Raw genomic sequence first — 19,115 nt, forward strand, 5'->3', positions numbered from 1 at the left:
CACTTGTCACCGTAACTTTCTATTTCTTTTCTTTATCAACTTGATGACGCCTTGCTAATGTACATAAACGTAGGGCATTTAATTTAATAAAACCAGTTGCATCTCTTTGATCATAAACACCTTGATCATCCTCGAAAGTTACCAACTCACTGGAATAAAGTGATTTTTTACTTTGGCGCCCTTCAATAATTACATTCCCCTTATAAAGCTTTAACGTGACTTCACCTTCAACATGTTCTTGAGATAAATCAATCGCTGCCTGCAACATCTTACGTTCCGGCGAAAACCAAAATCCATAATAAATGAGTTCTGCATAACGTGGCATCAATTCATCTTTCAAATGCGCTGCACCACGATCTAACGTTAAAGATTCTATTGCTCTGTGAGCCGTCAAAAGAATGGTTCCACCTGGTGTTTCATAAATACCCCGCGATTTCATACCCACAAAGCGATTTTCTACCAAATCTAACCGACCAATACCATTATCGCGCCCATAATGATTTAATTCTGCAAGTAAAGTTGCAGGAGATAAATTTTTTCCATTGATTGAAACAGCATCGCCTTTTTTAAAGCCAAGAGTAATTCTGGTTGCTTGATCTGGAGCATCTTCCGGCGAAAGAGTACGCATATGGACATATTCAGGAGCAGGAAGTGCTGGATCTTCCAAAATCTTTCCTTCTGATGAAGAATGCAATAAATTTGCATCCACTGAAAAAGGCGCTTCACCTTGCTTATCCTTTTCTACAGGAATTTGATGAATACGAGCAAATTCAAAGAGATCTGTCCGACTCTTAAAATCCCAATCACGCCATGGAGCAATAATCTTTATATCAGGATTAAGCGCATAAGCGGAAAGCTCAAAGCGTACCTGATCATTGCCTTTTCCTGTTGCTCCATGAGCAATGGCATCTGCCCCTGTTTCCTCAGCAATTTCAATAAGGCGTTTTGAAATAAGTGGACGTGCAATTGATGTTCCTAAAAGATAAGTCCCCTCATAAACGGTATTGGCTCGAAACATCGGAAACACAAAATCACGCACAAATTCTTCGCGCAAATCTTCAATGTAGATCTCTTTAACACCTAGCATTTCAGCTTTACGACGAGCAAGTTCTAGCTCTTCTCCCTGCCCCAAATCTGCTGTAAAAGTTACAACTTCAACACCTAGCGCACTTTGTAACCATTTGAGAATAATTGACGTATCCAATCCACCTGAATAAGCCAAAACAACTTTTCTAATATTTTGCCACTTTTTCATTTTAACGTTCTATATGAGCTACTTTTTTATTTCTACCCAAAAATCAAAACGATGCAAGAAATATAAAAATAAATTCTTTTTAAGCAACATTAAAAAGACGCAAAAAGCGTAAATAAAGGCGCCTCAAAGTATAAATAGTGAACACTGCTTAAAAATAAAAGGAGATTTACGTGTCATTTCTACCGGAGTGGTCTATTGTTGTACAATTTGCTTTAGCATCGTTGATTTTAGCAATTATTCCAGGACCAGATATGATGCTTTCTGTAGGACGAACCATTACACAAAGCAAAAAAGCTGGAATTATGTGCGCCTTGGGTAGTGCAACAGGATTTGCCATTCAGGTTACGGCTGTAGCACTTGGCTTATCAGCGCTTATTTTTGCTGCCCCACATACTTTTGTTCTTCTGAAAATTGTTGGTGCCTTTTATCTTTTATGGTTTTCCTTTCAAGCTTTACGGAGAAACCCCACTTTTTCCTTTGAACAGACATCTTCTAAATCTCAAAGCGCTAAACGTAACTATCTTGCTGGTATTGGAATTAATCTTCTCAATCCTAAAGTCATACTCTTTAACGCAACATTCTTACCACAATTTATCAATGCGAATGATCCTATGGCAACACAAAAGCTACTCTTTTTAGGACTCTCTTATATTCCTATTTCTTTCCCCATTACAATTGCAATCGTTTTTACAGCGCATAAACTTACCAAAACTCTCAAAAAGAACCCTCTTTATATTCGCTTTCTTGACTGGCTTATTGCAGGTATTTTTACCAGCTTTGCCCTCCATCTTCTTATCGTTACAAATTGATTTATAAGGTGTAATGTATCGCTTTTAATTTAAATAAAAAAACAAATATTATAAGATTTTTTCATTTCAAACCTGTTTATTTTGAATAAAACAATACCTTTCCTTTGTACATCACAAAAGAAGCTGGAGTTTTCGTATGGATAAAAACTATCTAAGAAAAGAATAAAAACACCTCTTATAAACCATCTCAAGTACTAAAAGCTGTTACAACATTGGGAGCTGAAAAATAGAATGGTGGTACCAATTTACACCTTTATTAAACATAAAGGTGGAGGAGTACAATACATTCACAGAAGCTTTTTGTTATACTCCTCACAAGCATTATCGTGATATGAAGAGTGCACTAAGAGATACTTAAAAAACATATCAATGGATAACTCAATGGTATTTATATTTTAGATCCTCTGTTTTGCTTGTGAAGCGTGATCTTATTAAAAAAAATAATAAACAAAAGCATGAAGCACTGCACAATCTCCACTTTTTAAAAGATATTACCGTAGATGCTTTTAAAAGACATAAAACCGAATTAACGAGTATGATAATAAGGTAGAAATTAGTTATAATCCTTAAGACCTCATATTCCCTCTAAATTAGGTTTCCTTCTTATTTCAGAGATTATGTAAACAGACTATAGACAATCTCTTACCCCATTTAGCATATAAACGCTGAAACTGTTCATCTAGCACTTATCCATCTTAATCTCTGTCTCACATATGCCATCGCATGAAGTTTGGATATTAAATTACAAACAAAAAAGTATAGGCCTCGATATCGCTGAAAATTGCGTTACCTAATGACCAATGGCATTTTCAAGTCGTAAACGTTCAGATTTACGTAAGCGCTCTGAAGCTGATTTAAGCTGTCCACATGCAGCTAAAATATCGCGTCCACGCGGTATCCGAATAGGAGAAGCATAGCCCGCTTGATTAACAACATCAGCAAAACGCTCGATTTTCTCCCAATCAGAACACTGATAATTACTCCCTGGCCACGGATTAAAAGGGATTAAATTAATCTTAGAAGGAATCCCTTTCAATAACTGAATCAATCGCTTAGCATCATCTAAACTATCATTGATATCTTTCAGCATAACATATTCAAATGTGATTCGCTTTGCATTAGAAAGACCAGGATAATTACGGCAAGCCTCCATTAGTAAAGCAAGCGGATATTTTTTATTAATGGGAACAAGCATATCCCTTAGTGTATCGTGTACTGCGTGGAGTGAAATTGCTAACATAACACCAATTTCTTCTCCAGTTCGGATAATTCCAGGAACAACTCCACTAGTTGAAAGCGTAATTCGACGTTTTGATAAAGAAAGTCCATCGCCATCAGAGGCAATCAATAAAGCTTTTTTAACAGCTTCAAAATTATAAAGAGGTTCTCCCATTCCCATCATAACAATATTGGTAATTTTTCGTCCTTCAATGGGAACAATTGCTCCATCAGGGGTATTCTTATCAGGAAAATCACCCAAACAATCACGTGCAACCAATAATTGTGCCAAAATTTCTTCTGCGGTCAGATTACGAACAAGTATCTGCGTTCCCGTATGACAAAAAGAGCAGGTTAACGTACACCCTACTTGCGATGAAAGACATAAAGTACCACGCCCTTCTTCAGGGATATAAACCGTTTCAATTTCAACAGGCCTTCCAGCTCCACGTGCAGGAAAACGTAAGAGCCATTTACGCGTACCATCTTTTGATATTTGTTCTCCAACAATTTCTGGGCGCGCAATGGAGAAATGACACTTAAGTGTTTCTTGCATTGCTTTAGAAATATTCAGCATATCATCAAAATTTGAAACACCACGCACATAAAGCCAATGCCAAAGCTGACGCACACGCATACGCGTTTGATGCTCTGGTACACCAACTGTCTTTAAAGCTTGCATCATTTCATCTTGCGACAAACCAATTAAAGAGAGCTTAGAACTCTCCTTCACGACCACATTATCTGTTTTTCGTGCAAAACATGAACCAACTGGTCTAAGGTCATAGGAAATGGCCATTGCTTTCCAATTCACATCACTATTTTAGAGTTATCGAAACCTTAATGGCACTTTTGAGCTGCATTTAATGCAGCAGTGACCCCTTTTAAGGAATAAGTATAAGTGGTATGCGTTCCTCGTTTTGATATCGCTTGCACTGTCATATTGCTTCCAGCACGCATAGCAGAAACAAGCTGCTTTTCTAGCTCTGATGACGCCAGCCAAGCTGAGGAATCTTTCGTGAAAAAATCAAAGTCCTTACCTCCAATGGTCACTGTCACTCTCGACCCTTCTTGAAGGGTATAACCAGCCATAAACTGCGGTTCAAACGAAATAGGTGAATGAGAACGCTTGGTAACCAAGAAAAAATTATCACCATGATTAACTGTCGTTGGAAGAGCCTTCAAAGGTACCGATAACACATAGCAAATCGTATTTTTGGGCGATTTATAAGAATAGGCTCCCCACGCTTCAAATTGATTTAAACGGCTTGGCGTTTGTGCATATGCCACTCCCGCTGTAACAAGAACCATTACAGATGCAGCAATAACAGTCTTTTCAAACATCTTCATTTAGCTCACTTCTTTAGTCTCTAACAAGATTTTCTTCATTGGAAAAATTCAACAAAAACTCCTCGATATTCATGTGTTATTGTCCTAATTCCTTCAATAAGCGAAATATTTTCACACTAATCAAAATAGATTTCTACGTTTCATTGTGACCTTTTAATCGTTACCAAAACATAAACTTCTTATTCAATAACCACATTAAAAAATAATATCTTCATTTTACGCTACTTATTTCATTTTTGTATAAAAAACGATTTCTTTAAGCTATAGAACTTCAAAACGAGATGAAAATATACCATCACTCTGTTAAGAAATAAACCATACTCTTTATATCACAAGCAATCTGATGCAAAATTTTGAAAATACACCCCAGACTCCCCGCAAAAAAGCTTAATCGCCTTACGAATATCACTTCTCGACTTTATGCATTCAATACATTTATGTTCGCAAAATACTCCATCTTTTATTCATTATAGTGCATTCATATTTCGTATTCAATATCGTCCCGATAACACTTTTTCTCAATCTTCAAAAGACCTTGTAAAAATAATAAAATATTATCAAGATATTAATAATAAAACATAAAGAGTTTAGATTCTATCTCAATAATCACATACAATTTTGTTTCTTTTTATCTTATTTCCCTATATATTTCATCTCCAATTATTAATTTCTAAAATGATTTTAGTAGCTTATAATAGCTTAATCGTATTATTTTAATGTATTAGACGATATTTTTCTTTCTGTTATAAAAAACTTCTTAAGAATTCTTTGGGAAAGTCTCCTTATCTTATTTCTAAGTAATTTATAAAAAGAAATATAAAACTTTTTTCTATAGCAGTTCTAACATTACCGTTTTTTAAACAATATTTTAATCAATTAAAGACACTTAAATAAATCTTCCTATGCATAAAAACTCTTTCACCTAACCTAAAGGTATAATTTTCATTCTTACCGTACAAAATTGTTCTTTAGCATGAGCTCTATACAACAGCAGACATCTAAATCATACCTATAAAATAGTTGATCTCTCCACTTGTGAAGAAGAAAGCTGGCACCATAACACTATTTTCCAGCTCCCAATGTTTTGCTACAACTCTCGATACTTGAGACGATTCATAGGAAGCATTTTTACCCCTTTCTTGTACAGTTTTTATCCACACGCTAATTTCGTTTACAACGTGCAAGGAAATGGTTTTGATTGATTCAACATAAACAAGTTTGGAATGAGAGAATTTTACAATATTCGGATCTCTCATCTAACATGCGAAATAGTGAATTATATTTAAAATCAATATCTTGCTATACTGAAGATACAATATATCTCTTATTTCTTCTTGAGCATTAAAATATTATCCCTAAACACTCAAACTCAACTTACAAAAAAATTCAATGCACAAATAAACTTTTCTGTTGATTTCTTTCCCGCTTTCAAAGGACGAAGATTCTTAATCCAATCTGGACTGAAAAAGTTTGGATTCTTGTCGAGCGATCTCCTCTTTTCTTCCCACTCATGTGATTCACTTAACTAAAGGCTCTACAGACAAGTCCTGTTTAAAAATATTTACCACGCACTCTAAAAGCACTTAATATATTAAGAAGACTTACAGAATTTATCTCACCATATCTCAAATGATAGTGTTTTTACAGTATAATAGGATAAAAGAATCCACGAACATAATAATTAGATGCTTTAATATACGAGAACAAGAAAGGAAAAGCCCTTCGTTTTTGTTGGTTGCTCTTTAAAAAGAAGGTTCAATTAGAAGTAATTTTCTTAAATCTCATGACATAACCTTTTGTTATTAGTCTTAAGATGCAAGTTATATTATTTCCTACGCTCTGTAGTGCATACCTCGCAATTTATACGCTCATAATAACTTTTAAGCTGCATTTGATTCTGAAGTTTGAATCAATAAAGCATAAAGCGCATTGGCATTATGCGTACTGCGCAACTTTTGTACAACATCAGTGTGACGCAAAACACGTGCGATCTGTGATAAAGCTTTTAAGTGATCTGCACCAGCATTTTCAGGTGCTAAAAGGAGAAAAACGAGATCTATAGGTTCATCGTCAAGAGCTTCAAAATCAACAGGACTTTCAAGACGTGCAAATATACCAATGATCCGATTAATATCAGGTAATTTTCCATGAGGAATCGCAATACCTCCACCCAAACCCGTTGAACCAAGCTTCTCGCGTTGTAAAACAACATCAAAAATTACATGCTCACTAAGACCTGTTAGCTTAGAAGCTTTTTCGGCTAAAATTTGCAGAACCTGTTTTTTCGAATTAGCCTTAAGAGCCGGAATGATCGCTTCCGGTGCTATTAACTCACTCAAATTCATACTTTAATTTTCCTCTTACACGCTAAAATGCTCATCAATAAACCTATAAACGCTATAGATACTTAATGTTCTTTCACTTTTCGCAACATCGCATGTGTTTTTACTTTTCAATTTATAATAGGTGATGGCTCAATACATCTCATATCACTTCTAAAACAATAATAAATAGTATTCGGATCATCATTAACGGCATGAGAAACCAAAGAAATGAAGTTGTTCATAAAGTTAATTTCCTTACGACTCTAGAAAAGGCCATTATTCATAAATTTATTAAACTTGTCATAAGAGTTTGATGTATAATCCGCCATCAAAGTTTTTCTTTCTTTAAAAATGAGCCCTTAAATTAAGATGAAAAGCATACTGAGCAAAATGGACCTTTACTTTGAAAATTACTGTATAGCTTGAACATCGACTTATAACAAGAATATAAAGATTTTTAGAAATTTAATGATTATTTTAAAAGATTTATAGATTTAGCCTGATATCTGTAGCCAAGCTCCTGTTTTCAAATAGGCGATATAAACCAATAAAATACGACAACTCCTATTGAATAACCGCAATATATAAACCGGTGCTCCCATCAAAATACCTAAAACAGCATCATCGATATATTATTTGATTCGACAGAGAAAAATATGATAAATATCTCTTACCTTTCAATAACACACGCATTTATTGAGAGCTTCGTTTATCACTCATTATCACGTTAATCTAGTGATATCTTTTCTATGATACAATTATGAGTAAGCTAAACTTATAAAACAACAAACTAACCTCTAATGATGAAGCCTTTTTCACCACTCAATAACAACATTAAGGTTATAGTCATAAAGAAGTTTTGGCATAAATAAGGAAATTTTCAGTAATAATGTTTGGTTAAACTTAAATGGAAACTCGTGAAAGCTGTAAAATCAAAGAGAAAACTGATTTCCCAAATAAATTCTGCGTACATCAACGTTGTTGATAATATCGTTAGGACAACCGTGAACTAACACCCGCCCTGTATGAATAATATAAGCGCGATCGACAAGCCCTAATGTCTCACGCACATTATGATCCGTTATTAAAACACCAATGCCACGCCTCGTTAAATGACGAATAAGTTGTTGAATATCGAAAATAGCGATAGGATCAATTCCTGCAAATGGTTCATCAAGTAACATAAAATGGGGACGAGAAGCTAAAGCGCGCGCAATTTCAAGTCTCCGACGTTCACCTCCAGATAACGAAAGTGCAGACATTTTACGTAAATGATCAATTTTAAATTCATGTAAAAGGCTATCTAACTCTTCACGTTGTTTAAGGCGATCTTTTTCAACGACCTCTAAAACAGCTTTAATGTTATTTTCTACTGAAAGACCACGAAAAATAGACGCTTCCTGTGGAAGATATCCAATACCTAAACGCGCACGTCGATACATCGGAAGATGCGTAATATCAAATCCATCAATTTTAATGGATCCTCCATCAGATTTTATAAGCCCTGTCACCATATAAAAACAAGTTGTTTTACCTGCCCCATTGGGCCCTAAAATGCCAACGGCTTCTCCTGTACGAATGCCAAAAGAAACACCATTAACAGTTCGTCTTCCTCGATAAACTTTAATCAAATTACTGGCAATCAAGGTCCCTTTTAAGGGATTTTTTGAAGCTTCACTTTCAAGATTATACCTATCAGTCTGTTTTTTTCTTTTGATTCCAAACATGAAATCTTAATGGCCATTCTTTTGATTTTGTTTTAAAATAATAGAAACACGACCTTTTTTCTTAGGCGTCTCACAACCTTCTAAAAAAGCCTTTCCGCTTTCCATATTTGCCGTTAGTTTGCACCCCGTTGCCACATTATCACCATCAGTTAACACAACATGATTCCCTGTCAAACTCATCATTTTTGACTTTCCATCAAAAACGCCTTTATCACCCGTAGCAACTTGCGTAGCAATTTTTATATAAACTTTTCCTAAAGCTTCCATTTTTTGTATACTCGACGAACCAAATAAAGAAACAGATGATGCCTTTGTATCTTCCTTGTTTTTATCAATTTCTTTATATGCTTTATCGTAGTAAACAACTAATTTTGCCGTTTTTAAAAGACGTTCACCTTGTACCACTGAAACATCACCCTTAAAAAGCGCTATCCCTTCTTTATCACGTATTTCCAAAGAATCTGCATGAAGTTCTACCGGTTCTTTGTCGCTTGATAGACTTATTCCAAAATGAGCCACTTCAGCATATCCTAAAACTGCTCCTTCTCCTAACATTCCCATGCTAAAAGCTAACATCACACCTATCCATCTTTTGTACGATTTCATTATTTCAATTCTTCTGTTTGTATATACACATACTTCTCTTTATAAATATCCTTTAAAGATTTGTATTGATATTGCGTTATTGCTTTTGAAGCACTAAATGCACACCACCATGGAAATATATGTTTTTTCCTTTTTCTCGAATTTGTAAGGCGTTTGCGGCAAGATTCAAACCGGCTTGCTGAATATTAACACGTTGATCTGTTTTTAACTGTCCCTCGGATAAGTTAATACTAGCTGACATAAATTGTACCATCATCCCATCATTCGTCGTAATCGTGAATGGCTTATCCAACTGTAAAAAACCATTAATGTTATCGTAAACCCCCCCTTGTGCGACGAGAAAAACCTGTCGTTGTTGGCCCATAAATGCTCTAGCTGTAATGTTTTGCAACCCAATCATTCCAGCGTGGGTATGATCTTGAAATGCCTTTTCTGCTTTAAGCCAATAAGGTTCATGAGCACGCGTATACCCTTCTAATTTTGGATTGAGCATCGTCAAATTCATCACGCCACTTTCTCCATTATTCAAAGGCATAGAATCAGAAGTAACGGGAACCAAGAAAAACGTAAACCAGCAAAAAACCAGCGCTGAAATCAACGCTAAGAGAGGTAAAAAAATTTTTAATATGCTAATGCGACGCGAATGACGGGATGCTTTTTTTAAAACATCTCCAAAAGATGATTGCGTTGAAAAGGCTTTATAATGATTGTGTACGGACATACTCTCCTGATCTCTTAAATCCTGCGCATTTTTAATCTGTATACCCTTTATAGAAGGTATTTTCAAATTTTGTTTCTTGCAATTTGTTTTTTCTTGATTTTATTTTGCTTTTATCCGTTTATATATTGTAATATGCATGGAGTGCACAATTACAAAATTTTTTTGTGTGAAAGTGAGGCTATTGTGGTAAAATCAGAGCTTGTACAAATTATCGCTCGTCATAACCCGCATCTTTTTCAACGGGATGTGGAGAATATTGTAAACGCTATTTTTGAGGAAATTGCAACAGCACTTGCAAATGGCAATCGCGTTGAACTTCGTGGATTTGGAGCTTTTTCTGTAAAAAGCCGTTCAGCCCGTAATGGACGTAACCCACGAACAGGTGAAGCCGTTTCTGTTGAAGAAAAGTGGATTCCTTTTTTTAAAACTGGCAAGGATTTACGCGACCGTCTTAATCAGTGAGAAACTTATGATAATTAAACGTATTCTTTTAACAAGTATCGGTGTGATTCTCGCAGCGGTTTTGATTGTTTTTATCGTGGCTAATCGTCAAATGGTTCCGTTAACCCTTGATCCTTTTCGAGCAAATCCTGAAAGTTTTACTTATCATGCTCCCCTCTTTATATGGCTCTTTATTTTCTTTGGTTTTGGTATTTTATTAGGAAATCTGATCAGTTGGTTTTCCTATCACAAATACAAAAAAGCTCTCAAAAAAAGTAAAGCCGAGATTGAAAAATTGAAAACATCTATCACAAATCTGGTGTAATGGTATTTAAATGAAATCTTTTCTCTCTGTATTCTATATTCAGTACAGAGTTAAAAGTGCTCTTTTTCTTTTTTATACATGTTTTAATTGACTTTAGCTTTTTTGCACTTTTACGAAACATTTAAGAGCTTTATAATATATTTTTATACCTCATATACCGTGATACAAAACATGCCCGCACAATGCTTTCAATTCTCCCATAACAATAGATATCCGCAGGAAAAGCTGCCCCTTATTTTAGAAACGGGTATAAGCGAAAACTATGCTCTCATTGATTCTGGTCATGGACAAAAATTAGAACGTTATGGAGCTTACCGCATTATTCGACCAGAAGGTCAAGCACTATGGAAACCGGCTTTACCACAAAAACAATGGGCTGATGTTGATGCTATTTTCACAGGAAACCTTGATGAAGAAGGGGTTGGGCGTTGGCATTTTCCTAAAAAGCCACTTGATGAAACATGGGCTCTTGCTTGGAATGGATTGTCTTTTCTAGGCCGTTTTACTTCCTTTCGTCATGTGGGGGTTTTTCCTGAACAAGATGCCCATTGGCGCTCTATGGAAGAACAAATTGTTAAAGCCGAACGCCCTATAAAATTGTTGAATCTTTTTGGCTATACAGGTATTGCCTCTTTGATTGGAGCACGAGCGGGTGCGAATGTTACCCATGTTGATGCTTCTAAAAAAGCCATTGCGTGGGCAAAAGCTAATCAAGAAAGAGCAGGATTACCAGATCATTCTATTCGCTGGATTTGCGATGATGCTATGAAATTTGTCGAGCGTGAACTGCGTCGTAAGAAAAGCTATGATATGATTCTTCTTGATCCCCCTGCTTATGGGCGTGGACCCCATGGTGAAATTTGGCAACTGTTTGATCATTTACCCGCCATGATCACAAATTGTCGTAAACTTCTCTCTGATAAACCGCTCTCTGTTGTCCTTACAGCTTATTCTATTCGTGCTTCCTTCTTTGCACTTCATGCTTTAATGCGTGATGCATTTGTAAATCTTGGTGGTACGGTCGAATCAGGAGAACTTATTTTGCGTGAAGAAGTTGCAGGACGTGCTCTTTCTACTTCTCTTTTTAGCCGTTGGATTGCTTGAATATGTGTAGACCCAAAACTGGTAGAGTGAAAGAAATTACCTCTCTTAGCAACCCCATCATAAAAAATCTTAAAGCACTTAGCCAAAAGAAAAACCGTAATAGAGAAGGTCTTTTCATGGCAGAAGGATTGAAATTGGTCATTGATGCTCTCAATCTTGGCTGGACAATACAGACGCTTATTTTTTCTAAAAGTGAAATCGGTAATGCTACTATCGAAAATACTGCCGCACGTGCTGTAGCCAACGGTGGTTTTGTTATTAAAGCCTCACAAAAGGTTATGGAATCACTTACCCGACGCGATAATCCACAAACAGTTATTGGTATTTTCAAGCAAAAATGGCACTCTTTTGAAATGATAAAAGGGCAGATTAAAGATGTTTACATCGCGCTTGATCGTGTACGTGATCCTGGAAACCTTGGTACCATTATTCGAACCGCTGATGCTGTAGGTGCTAAAGGTGTTATTTTAATTGGCGAGACAACAGACCCTTTCTCGCCTGAAACAGTCCGTGCAACCATGGGATCTATTTTTTCTGTACCACTTTATCGTTTTGATGAAAACGGCTTTTTAAACTGGTCTTCTCACTTTAAAGGTATGATTGTTGGAACACACCTCAAAGGTTCTATGGATTATCGCACACTTGACTTCAAAAATGGCCCTATTATTCTTTTAATGGGGAATGAAAAACAGGGATTATCAGATCTTCTTACGAATCGGTGTGATAAACTTACGCGTATTCCACAAAGCGGACGAGCAGACTCGCTTAATCTAGCTGTAGCAACAGCTGTTATGCTTTATGAAATCCGTCGCCCCTATTTAATACTGGAACCATGTGAGGAAAAACATGATTCGTAAATCACTCCCTTTTCTTCTCTTGGGCTTGGCTTTTACAGTAGTACTTGATCAAGCTGTCAAATACTGGGTTATGCACAATATGCCTTTAGGAACAGAAATTTCGCTTATTCCTTTTCTTTCCCTTTATCATGTGCGCAATTCTGGCATTGCATTTTCGTTTTTTTCTTCCTTTTCTCAGTGGGGAATCATCGCCATCACGATCATTGTGATTATCTTTCTTCTATGGTTATGGAAAAATACTGAATATAATAAGTCTTTAATGCGCTTTGGCCTTATTCTTATTATTGGGGGAGCCATCGGCAATCTCATTGATCGTATTCGCTTTCATCATGTCACTGATTATATACTTTTTCATATTGATGATATTTTTTATTTTGCTATTTTCAACCTTGCAGATAGTTTTATCACTCTCGGTGTTATTGCCATCCTTATTGAAGAATTGCGTACTTGGATGAAAGCAAGGCGTCATTCCAATAGTACATCTTCTCACTGATATGTTCAGTGCCTTAGAAAACAGAGATTATTGACCATCACAAGTCTGATTACGCATTGATTTCTCTTAATCAATTCTTGTTGCTCGTCATTTCACGTGTTTCTCTTCATAGGACTATAAGATCTTACTTTCTTTTCAACTTTACATTTCTACACTTAGTTAGTGCAAAAGAAATGAACTCAAATAGAATCAATATTTTTTATCCATGTGTCCTACATCACAATTTTTGAGGAGACATTTCACAGCATTTGAAGTTCTGTTTATTTGATTAGAACAATTGCTTTTCGTATGTTTTTTAGTTTTTACAGATATCGATTTTACAGAGCCTTTCTTAAGTGCTTCGTTTAAAAACTCTCCTTTTTTATTTTATATATTGTTTAATAAAAAACATTTTTTCAACTATTTTCAATAGTGTCTTGTTAAAGCAACATATTGATTATAAATATAAATTACCGTTTTTCATATTGAATAAAAGCCCTTACTATCCTAAATCTCTTTTATTTGGAATCTGTTCATGTTGAATCCATTAAAACCATGTCTCTTGCAAGACACAAGCAAGTCAATAATCTTGATTGATTTAATATGAACAGATTTTCAACCAGAGAATCTTGCGATATTCGGAGTATCATTTAGCATTCAAAAAGACAATTTATCATTATACATCGATATATTATATAAAAATCCAATTCAATAGCTCTTATAACCGTGCAAAACAGATGCAATATTAGAGGTTGAAAATAGTGTGATGATACTTGCCGCTCTTCTCATAAACGCAAAAATAGTGAATATTTTATAAGGGATTGTATTACATAGTTTTTGTGAAAATAGAAAAGTTTTTAAGTGTCGTCTTTTTATCTTGCAAAAATATGGCAAAAAATGGAAATATTTTTTATTAAAATGAACTATTTCCTTACCAATTTGTAAGGTTCCTTCTTCATATAAATCTCTTGTAATTTTTAAATAAATCTCCATAATAAGAGCATATATGCTGGAATTCTGTCAGTGATTCTTAAGGGTTTTTGTATTTGCCCAATTAAGGCTTATACCAAGCTTATCTGTGTAATGACAGAGACACCTTTAAAGCCCTATATCTGACAGAACATATGCTAAAGGATTTTATATTATGGCTAATTTTAAAGATTTACGTTCGGCACCTGCTTCTCATGCCGATGCATCAATTGATCAGGGATTACGCGACTATATGTTGGGTGTCTACAATGCAATGGCCATTGGTTTGCTTATTACAGCTGCTGCCGCTTATGCAATTGTATCATTAGCAACGACAACAGATATGAGCCAAGCAGCAGCTCAAATCAATAGCAGTGTTTATCTAACACCATTTGGAGTAACATTTTATACATCGCCATTCTCTTATATTGTTATGTTTGCACCACTCATAGCAGTCTTATTTCTCAGTTTTAAAATTAATACATTGAGCACAAATGCTGCTCGTAGTCTCTTTTTTGGTTATGCTGCTCTGGTTGGTCTTTCACTGTCTTCAATCGTTTTGCGCTATACGACAGAAAGTGTTGTGCAAACCTTTGTCATTTCCGCCGCAACTTTTGGAGCTCTTTCACTTTATGGATACACAACAAAGCGTGATCTCACAGCAATCGGTTCATTCTTATTCATTGGATTGATCGGCTTGTTGCTTTCCATGATTGTGAACATTTTTCTTGGATCAAGCGCTTTGCAGTTTGCTATCTCTGTGATTGGTGTTTTTATCTTTGCTGGTTTAACAGCCTACGATACCCAGAGCATTAAGTTGATGTATTATGAAGGAGATGAAAGCGATACCAGAGGACGTAAAGTTATTATGGGCGCGCTGAATCTTTATCTTGATTTCATCAATATGTTTGTCTTCTTGCTACAGTTTCTTGGCTCAAATCGTGATTGATTGCAAAAATCATTACTTAATTAAAGAACCTTGTTTCTAAAAGAAACAAGGTTCTTTTGTTTTTAGTGTAAATCTTTACCTTCTGCTTCTTAGAAACTATTCTTTTCGCAAAATGACAAAAATCCCTTATAAGCAAAAATTCCCTTGGTTTACCGGTTTTATCCAACAAAAACTCCATAGCTCCTTTTTAAATACAATTCACAGCCGCTCTCATCATCAATCAAACATCGTCAATCAAAATAGTAATTATGATCTGACCGTTGCTTCCTATAATGTGCATAAATGTGTAGGTGTTGATAAAGTTTTTAATCCTACAAGAATTGTCCGTGTTATTACTGAATTACAAGTTGATATCCTTGCTCTTCAAGAAGCAGATAAACGTTTTGGGGAACGCATCGGTTTGATTAATCTTCAGCTATTAAAAGCTGAAACCGGTTTGATTCCTGTACCTCTTAATACTATGTCACCTCATGGCCATGGTTGGCATGGGAATGCTCTTTTTTTGCGAAAGGGATATGTACGTGATACTTTACAAGTCACTCTTCCTAGTATTGAACCACGTGGGGCTGTAATTGTAGAGTTGGAAATGGCAGCAGGACCTATTCGTATTATTGCGGCTCATTTTGGCTTATTACGTTACTCTCGTAAACAACAAACAAAAATGCTCCTTGAAATTTTCCAAAAACGCCCCCTTATGCCTACACTCCTCATAGGAGATTTTAATGAATGGCGAATGGGAAAAGGCTCATCTTTAAATCATTTTTTTCCCTATTTTGATAGCACTTTTGAAGTTGTACCAAGCTTTCCCTCTCGTTTTCCTTTGTTAGCCCTTGATAGAGTTTTTTCTTTTCCCCACCAATTGGTAACAAGTATTGAAAATCATTATTCACCACTTGCACGCATTGCTTCAGATCATTTGCCTATCAAAGCCTATCTTAATCTTTCCAACGCAATCAATATTCTTAAAAATAAATAAAAAAATTAATGTGCCTCATCCCAATTTTGAGCCGTCATAACTTTTACTTCAAGCGGGACAGATAAAGATAGAACCGGTATTGTAGCATTTTCCATAACATTTTTAACAACAGTCATGGTTTTTTTACTTTCTTCTTCTGGTACTTCAAAAATCAGTTCATCATGAACTTGCAGCAACATTTTTGCTGATAGTTTTTCTGCTTTTAAAGCATCTTCCATATGTATCATAGCGCGGCGAATAATATCGGCTGCAGAACCTTGAATTGGAGCATTGATAGCTGCCCGCTCATTAAGAGAACGAATTTTTACATTCTTTGCTTTTATTTCTGGATAATGGATACGACGTCCAAAAATTGTTTCTACATAACCATTTTCACGTGCAAAGATTTTGGTCTTCTCCATATAATCTTTAATTCCTGGAAATCTTTCAAAATACAGTTGAATATAACGACCCGCTTCTTGGCGTGAAATTCCCAACTGATTGGCTAATCCAAAAGCTGAAATACCATAAATAATACCAAAATTAATCGCTTTTGCACGCCGTCGTATATCTGAATGCATTCCTTCTATCGCAACACCAAACATTTGTGATGCCGTTATAGCGTGAATATCATGCCCTTTAGCAAAAGCTTCTTTTAATGCTTTTATATCCGCAATATGTGCAAGAATGCGCAACTCAATCTGACTATAATCAGCAGAAAGTAACACATGTCCTTTGGGAGCAATAAAAGCTGTTCGAATTTTACGTCCTTCAGCAGTTCGCACTGGAATATTTTGCAAATTTGGCTCTGATGATGATAACCGACCTGTTGATGTTATTGCCAAAGAATAATTCGTGTGAACTCGCCCTGTTTTTGAAAAAATATAAGAAGGCAAGGCATCTGTATAGGTAGATTTTAGCTTTGAAAGTTGACGCCACTCAATAATTTTACGCGGTAAAATATGACCTTCAGCAGCCAACTCTTCTAAGGTCTGTGCAGAAGTTGACCATTGTCCACCCTTTGTTTTAGCGCCTCCAGGCAATCCCATTTTGCCAAAAAGGATATCCCCTAATTGCTTTGGCGAAGCAAGATTAAACTTTTCATCAGCTTGTTTGTAAATTTCCTCTTCTAGAATCAAAGCAGCTTGTGCCAACTCTCCTGAAAGACGCAATAAAATCTGCCTATCAATAAGAATCCCCCGTTCTTCCATTCTTGCAAGAACTTCTACAAGAGGTCGATCAAGACGCTCATAAATTTTTGTCATTCCACGAGCAACAAGTTGTGGTTTCAATACTTGCCAAAGACGTAGCTTTATATCAGCATCTTCCGCCGCATAAAGGGTTGCTTGTTTTAAATCTACTTGTGCAAAAGAAGTAATTTTTTTCCCGTTATGCGTTAAATCTTTATAGGCAATTGGTTTATGCTTAAGCCAACGTTCAGACAAATCATCCATATTATGGGTTAACATTCCAGCATCAAAAGCATATGATAAAAGCATGGTGTCGTCAAAAGAGCTTATCATAATGTCGTATTGCTTCATCACCAACCAATCATATTTTATATTATGACCAATTTTTAACACCGCTGAATCTTCTAATATCGGTTTTAAAAGTGCTAAAGCTTTTCGAGCCCCAATCTGTGAAGCAATGCGCCCGCCCCTCAAAAGGTCCTCTTCTCCTTCATCAAAATGTTCAAGAGGTATATAAGCTGCTTTTTCCGGCTGTAATGCGAGTGAAAAACCAACAAGCTTTGCTTGCATCGGATCAAGAGATGTTGTTTTAGTATCAAAAGCGAAAAAACCCCGCTCTTGTGCTTGTGATAACCAGTCTTTTAAAATTTCCTCATCAAGAATTGTTGTATAAGCATCTCTTGTAATTTTTTGAGTCAGCGCTTGATCTTTACGTTCTTGTGCAAAAACTTGTGGAGAATTTTCAGAAAAATTATGAAGGGATGCGCGCTCAGTATTCTTGATATCAGAATCATGCCTGATATCAGAATCATTCCTGGGGCTTAGTTTTTCCCATTCAACATCTATATCAAGTGCGTCAATAACAGCTGCATCGCATGTTGTTGCCTCTGCCACGCGACGCGTTAATGTTGAAAACTCCATTGCTTTCAAAAAAGCAATTAAACGTGGACCATCTTGTGGCTCCAAAATAAAATCATCTAAATCATTATCTATAGGAACATCTGTTTTAAGCCTGACAAGTTCACGAGATATTTTAACTTGTTCTCTATAAGCTTGAATGTTTTCACGCCGTTTTGTTTGTTTAATTTCTGTTACGCGTTGCAATAAAAGATCAAGAGAACCAAATTCATTTAACAACTGAGCTGCAGTTTTTGGACCAATGCCTGGAATACCCGGTACATTATCTGTTGAATCTCCAATTAATGCTTGTAAATCAATCATTTTTTCAGGCGCAACACCCCATTTTTCTATAACTTCTGAGATACCTATATGCTTATCTTTCATTCCATCATACAAAGATACATGCGTATTTACGAGTTGCATAAGATCCTTATCAGAAGAAATAATAGTTGTTTTTGCCCCAACCTTTGTTGCCAACTTTGCATAGGTAGCAATTAAATCATCCGCTTCAAAGCCTTCCTTTTCAATACAAGGCAAATTAAAAGCCTTCGTTGCTTGGCGTATTAGCGCGAATTGAGAAATTAGATCTTCAGGAGGTTCAACGCGATTCGCTTTATATTCAGGATAAATTTGTTTCCGAAAAGTATCAGATGAATAATCAAAAATAACAGCAAAATGTGTTGGAACAACACCCGTAGCTGTATTACGAGCATCACAAAGTAATTTCCATAACATATTGCAAAAACCAGCTACTGCTCCTACAGGAAGTCCATCCTTTTTACGTTTTAAAGGCGGCAAAGCATAATAAGCACGAAAAATATAGCCTGATCCGTCAACCAAAAAAAGATGATCTGTTGCTTTCATGACAATTTTTTCTCCATTTCAGCTAAAAAAACAAATTACCCTTATATATTTTTTCACTTTGCCTCTAAAAAGCCATTTT

Annotated in this window: 16 protein-coding genes; 8 read left to right on the top strand and 8 right to left on the bottom strand. The window is 35.8% G+C overall.

All coding sequences use genetic code 11. From position 1 onward, the window contains the following. Positions 1 to 19: 19 nt before the first annotated feature. Entirely contained in the window at positions 20 to 1,255 is a 1,236-nt protein-coding gene (locus tag ACFINM_RS01330) for an argininosuccinate synthase (protein ID WP_375639799.1), read from the bottom strand. A gap of 170 nt (positions 1,256 to 1,425) precedes the next feature. On the opposite strand from ACFINM_RS01330, the gene ACFINM_RS01335 reads away from it, so the two are divergent. Beyond that, the gene (locus tag ACFINM_RS01335; RefSeq protein WP_375620884.1) at positions 1,426 to 2,064 is read left to right on the top strand and encodes a LysE family translocator; all 639 of its coding nucleotides are present in this window, start codon (positions 1,426 to 1,428) and stop codon (positions 2,062 to 2,064) included. A gap of 790 nt (positions 2,065 to 2,854) precedes the next feature. Here ACFINM_RS01335 and rlmN read toward each other — a convergent pair. From rlmN to lptC, 6 genes are all read right to left on the bottom strand, one after another. Beyond that, positions 2,855 to 4,081 (bottom strand): 23S rRNA (adenine(2503)-C(2))-methyltransferase RlmN, encoded by a 1,227-nt coding sequence (gene rlmN / locus ACFINM_RS01340; protein ID WP_375639804.1) that lies wholly within the window; start codon positions 4,079 to 4,081, stop codon positions 2,855 to 2,857. Between the two features lie 41 nt (positions 4,082 to 4,122). Continuing rightward, a complete protein-coding gene (locus ACFINM_RS01345; protein WP_375611465.1) occupies positions 4,123 to 4,626 on the bottom strand; it encodes an invasion associated locus B family protein in 504 nt (167 codons plus the stop codon). Positions 4,627 to 6,512: 1,886 nt separating this feature from the next. Further along, positions 6,513 to 6,977, bottom strand: coding sequence for a PTS IIA-like nitrogen regulatory protein PtsN (ptsN, locus tag ACFINM_RS01350; RefSeq protein ID WP_375611353.1), 465 nt, complete (start codon positions 6,975 to 6,977; stop codon positions 6,513 to 6,515). Positions 6,978 to 7,888: 911 nt separating this feature from the next. Beyond that, a complete protein-coding gene (gene lptB / locus ACFINM_RS01355) occupies positions 7,889 to 8,683 on the bottom strand; it encodes an LPS export ABC transporter ATP-binding protein (protein WP_012754448.1) in 795 nt (264 codons plus the stop codon). 6 nt (positions 8,684 to 8,689) lie between these two features. Beyond that, positions 8,690 to 9,289 carry an LptA/OstA family protein gene (locus tag ACFINM_RS01360; protein WP_375639809.1) on the bottom strand — a complete coding sequence of 200 codons (600 nt, stop codon included), beginning with the start codon at positions 9,287 to 9,289 and terminating at the stop codon, positions 8,690 to 8,692. Positions 9,290 to 9,365: 76 nt separating this feature from the next. After that, entirely contained in the window at positions 9,366 to 10,010 is a 645-nt protein-coding gene (lptC, locus tag ACFINM_RS01365; protein WP_375611351.1) for an LPS export ABC transporter periplasmic protein LptC, read from the bottom strand. Positions 10,011 to 10,193: 183 nt separating this feature from the next. On the opposite strand from lptC, the gene ihfB reads away from it, so the two are divergent. The 7 genes from ihfB to ACFINM_RS01400 all read left to right on the top strand — a co-directional run bounded on the left by ihfB (position 10,194) and on the right by ACFINM_RS01400 (position 16,103). Further along, positions 10,194 to 10,472 (top strand): integration host factor subunit beta, encoded by a 279-nt coding sequence (gene ihfB, locus ACFINM_RS01370; RefSeq protein WP_273790186.1) that lies wholly within the window; start codon positions 10,194 to 10,196, stop codon positions 10,470 to 10,472. A 7-nt stretch (positions 10,473 to 10,479) separates the two neighbouring features. Beyond that, positions 10,480 to 10,776, top strand: a complete 297-nt coding sequence (locus ACFINM_RS01375; RefSeq protein WP_273790185.1) for a lipopolysaccharide assembly protein LapA domain-containing protein — start codon at positions 10,480 to 10,482, stop codon at positions 10,774 to 10,776. A 171-nt stretch (positions 10,777 to 10,947) separates the two neighbouring features. Next, positions 10,948 to 11,880, top strand: a complete 933-nt coding sequence (locus ACFINM_RS01380) for a class I SAM-dependent methyltransferase (RefSeq protein WP_375620886.1) — start codon at positions 10,948 to 10,950, stop codon at positions 11,878 to 11,880. A gap of 2 nt (positions 11,881 to 11,882) precedes the next feature. Beyond that, positions 11,883 to 12,737, top strand: coding sequence for a TrmH family RNA methyltransferase (locus tag ACFINM_RS01385; protein ID WP_375639815.1), 855 nt, complete (start codon positions 11,883 to 11,885; stop codon positions 12,735 to 12,737). After that, entirely contained in the window at positions 12,727 to 13,230 is a 504-nt protein-coding gene (gene lspA, locus ACFINM_RS01390) for a signal peptidase II (protein WP_375611348.1), read from the top strand. The genes ACFINM_RS01385 and lspA overlap by 11 nt, the downstream gene beginning before the upstream one ends. A gap of 1,123 nt (positions 13,231 to 14,353) precedes the next feature. Further along, positions 14,354 to 15,127, top strand: coding sequence for a Bax inhibitor-1/YccA family protein (locus tag ACFINM_RS01395; protein WP_375611347.1), 774 nt, complete (start codon positions 14,354 to 14,356; stop codon positions 15,125 to 15,127). A 112-nt stretch (positions 15,128 to 15,239) separates the two neighbouring features. Then, positions 15,240 to 16,103, top strand: coding sequence for an endonuclease/exonuclease/phosphatase family protein (locus ACFINM_RS01400; protein ID WP_375620887.1), 864 nt, complete (start codon positions 15,240 to 15,242; stop codon positions 16,101 to 16,103). A 5-nt stretch (positions 16,104 to 16,108) separates the two neighbouring features. On the opposite strand, the gene polA is transcribed toward ACFINM_RS01400, so the two are convergent. Continuing rightward, positions 16,109 to 19,036, bottom strand: coding sequence for a DNA polymerase I (polA, locus tag ACFINM_RS01405; protein ID WP_375639820.1), 2,928 nt, complete (start codon positions 19,034 to 19,036; stop codon positions 16,109 to 16,111). Between the last annotated feature and the right edge of the window lie 79 nt (positions 19,037 to 19,115).

Origin of the sequence: Bartonella sp. AA168HLJHH, from assembly GCF_042197365.1 — a bacterium.
Taxonomy (GTDB): Bacteria; Pseudomonadota; Alphaproteobacteria; order Rhizobiales; family Rhizobiaceae; genus Bartonella.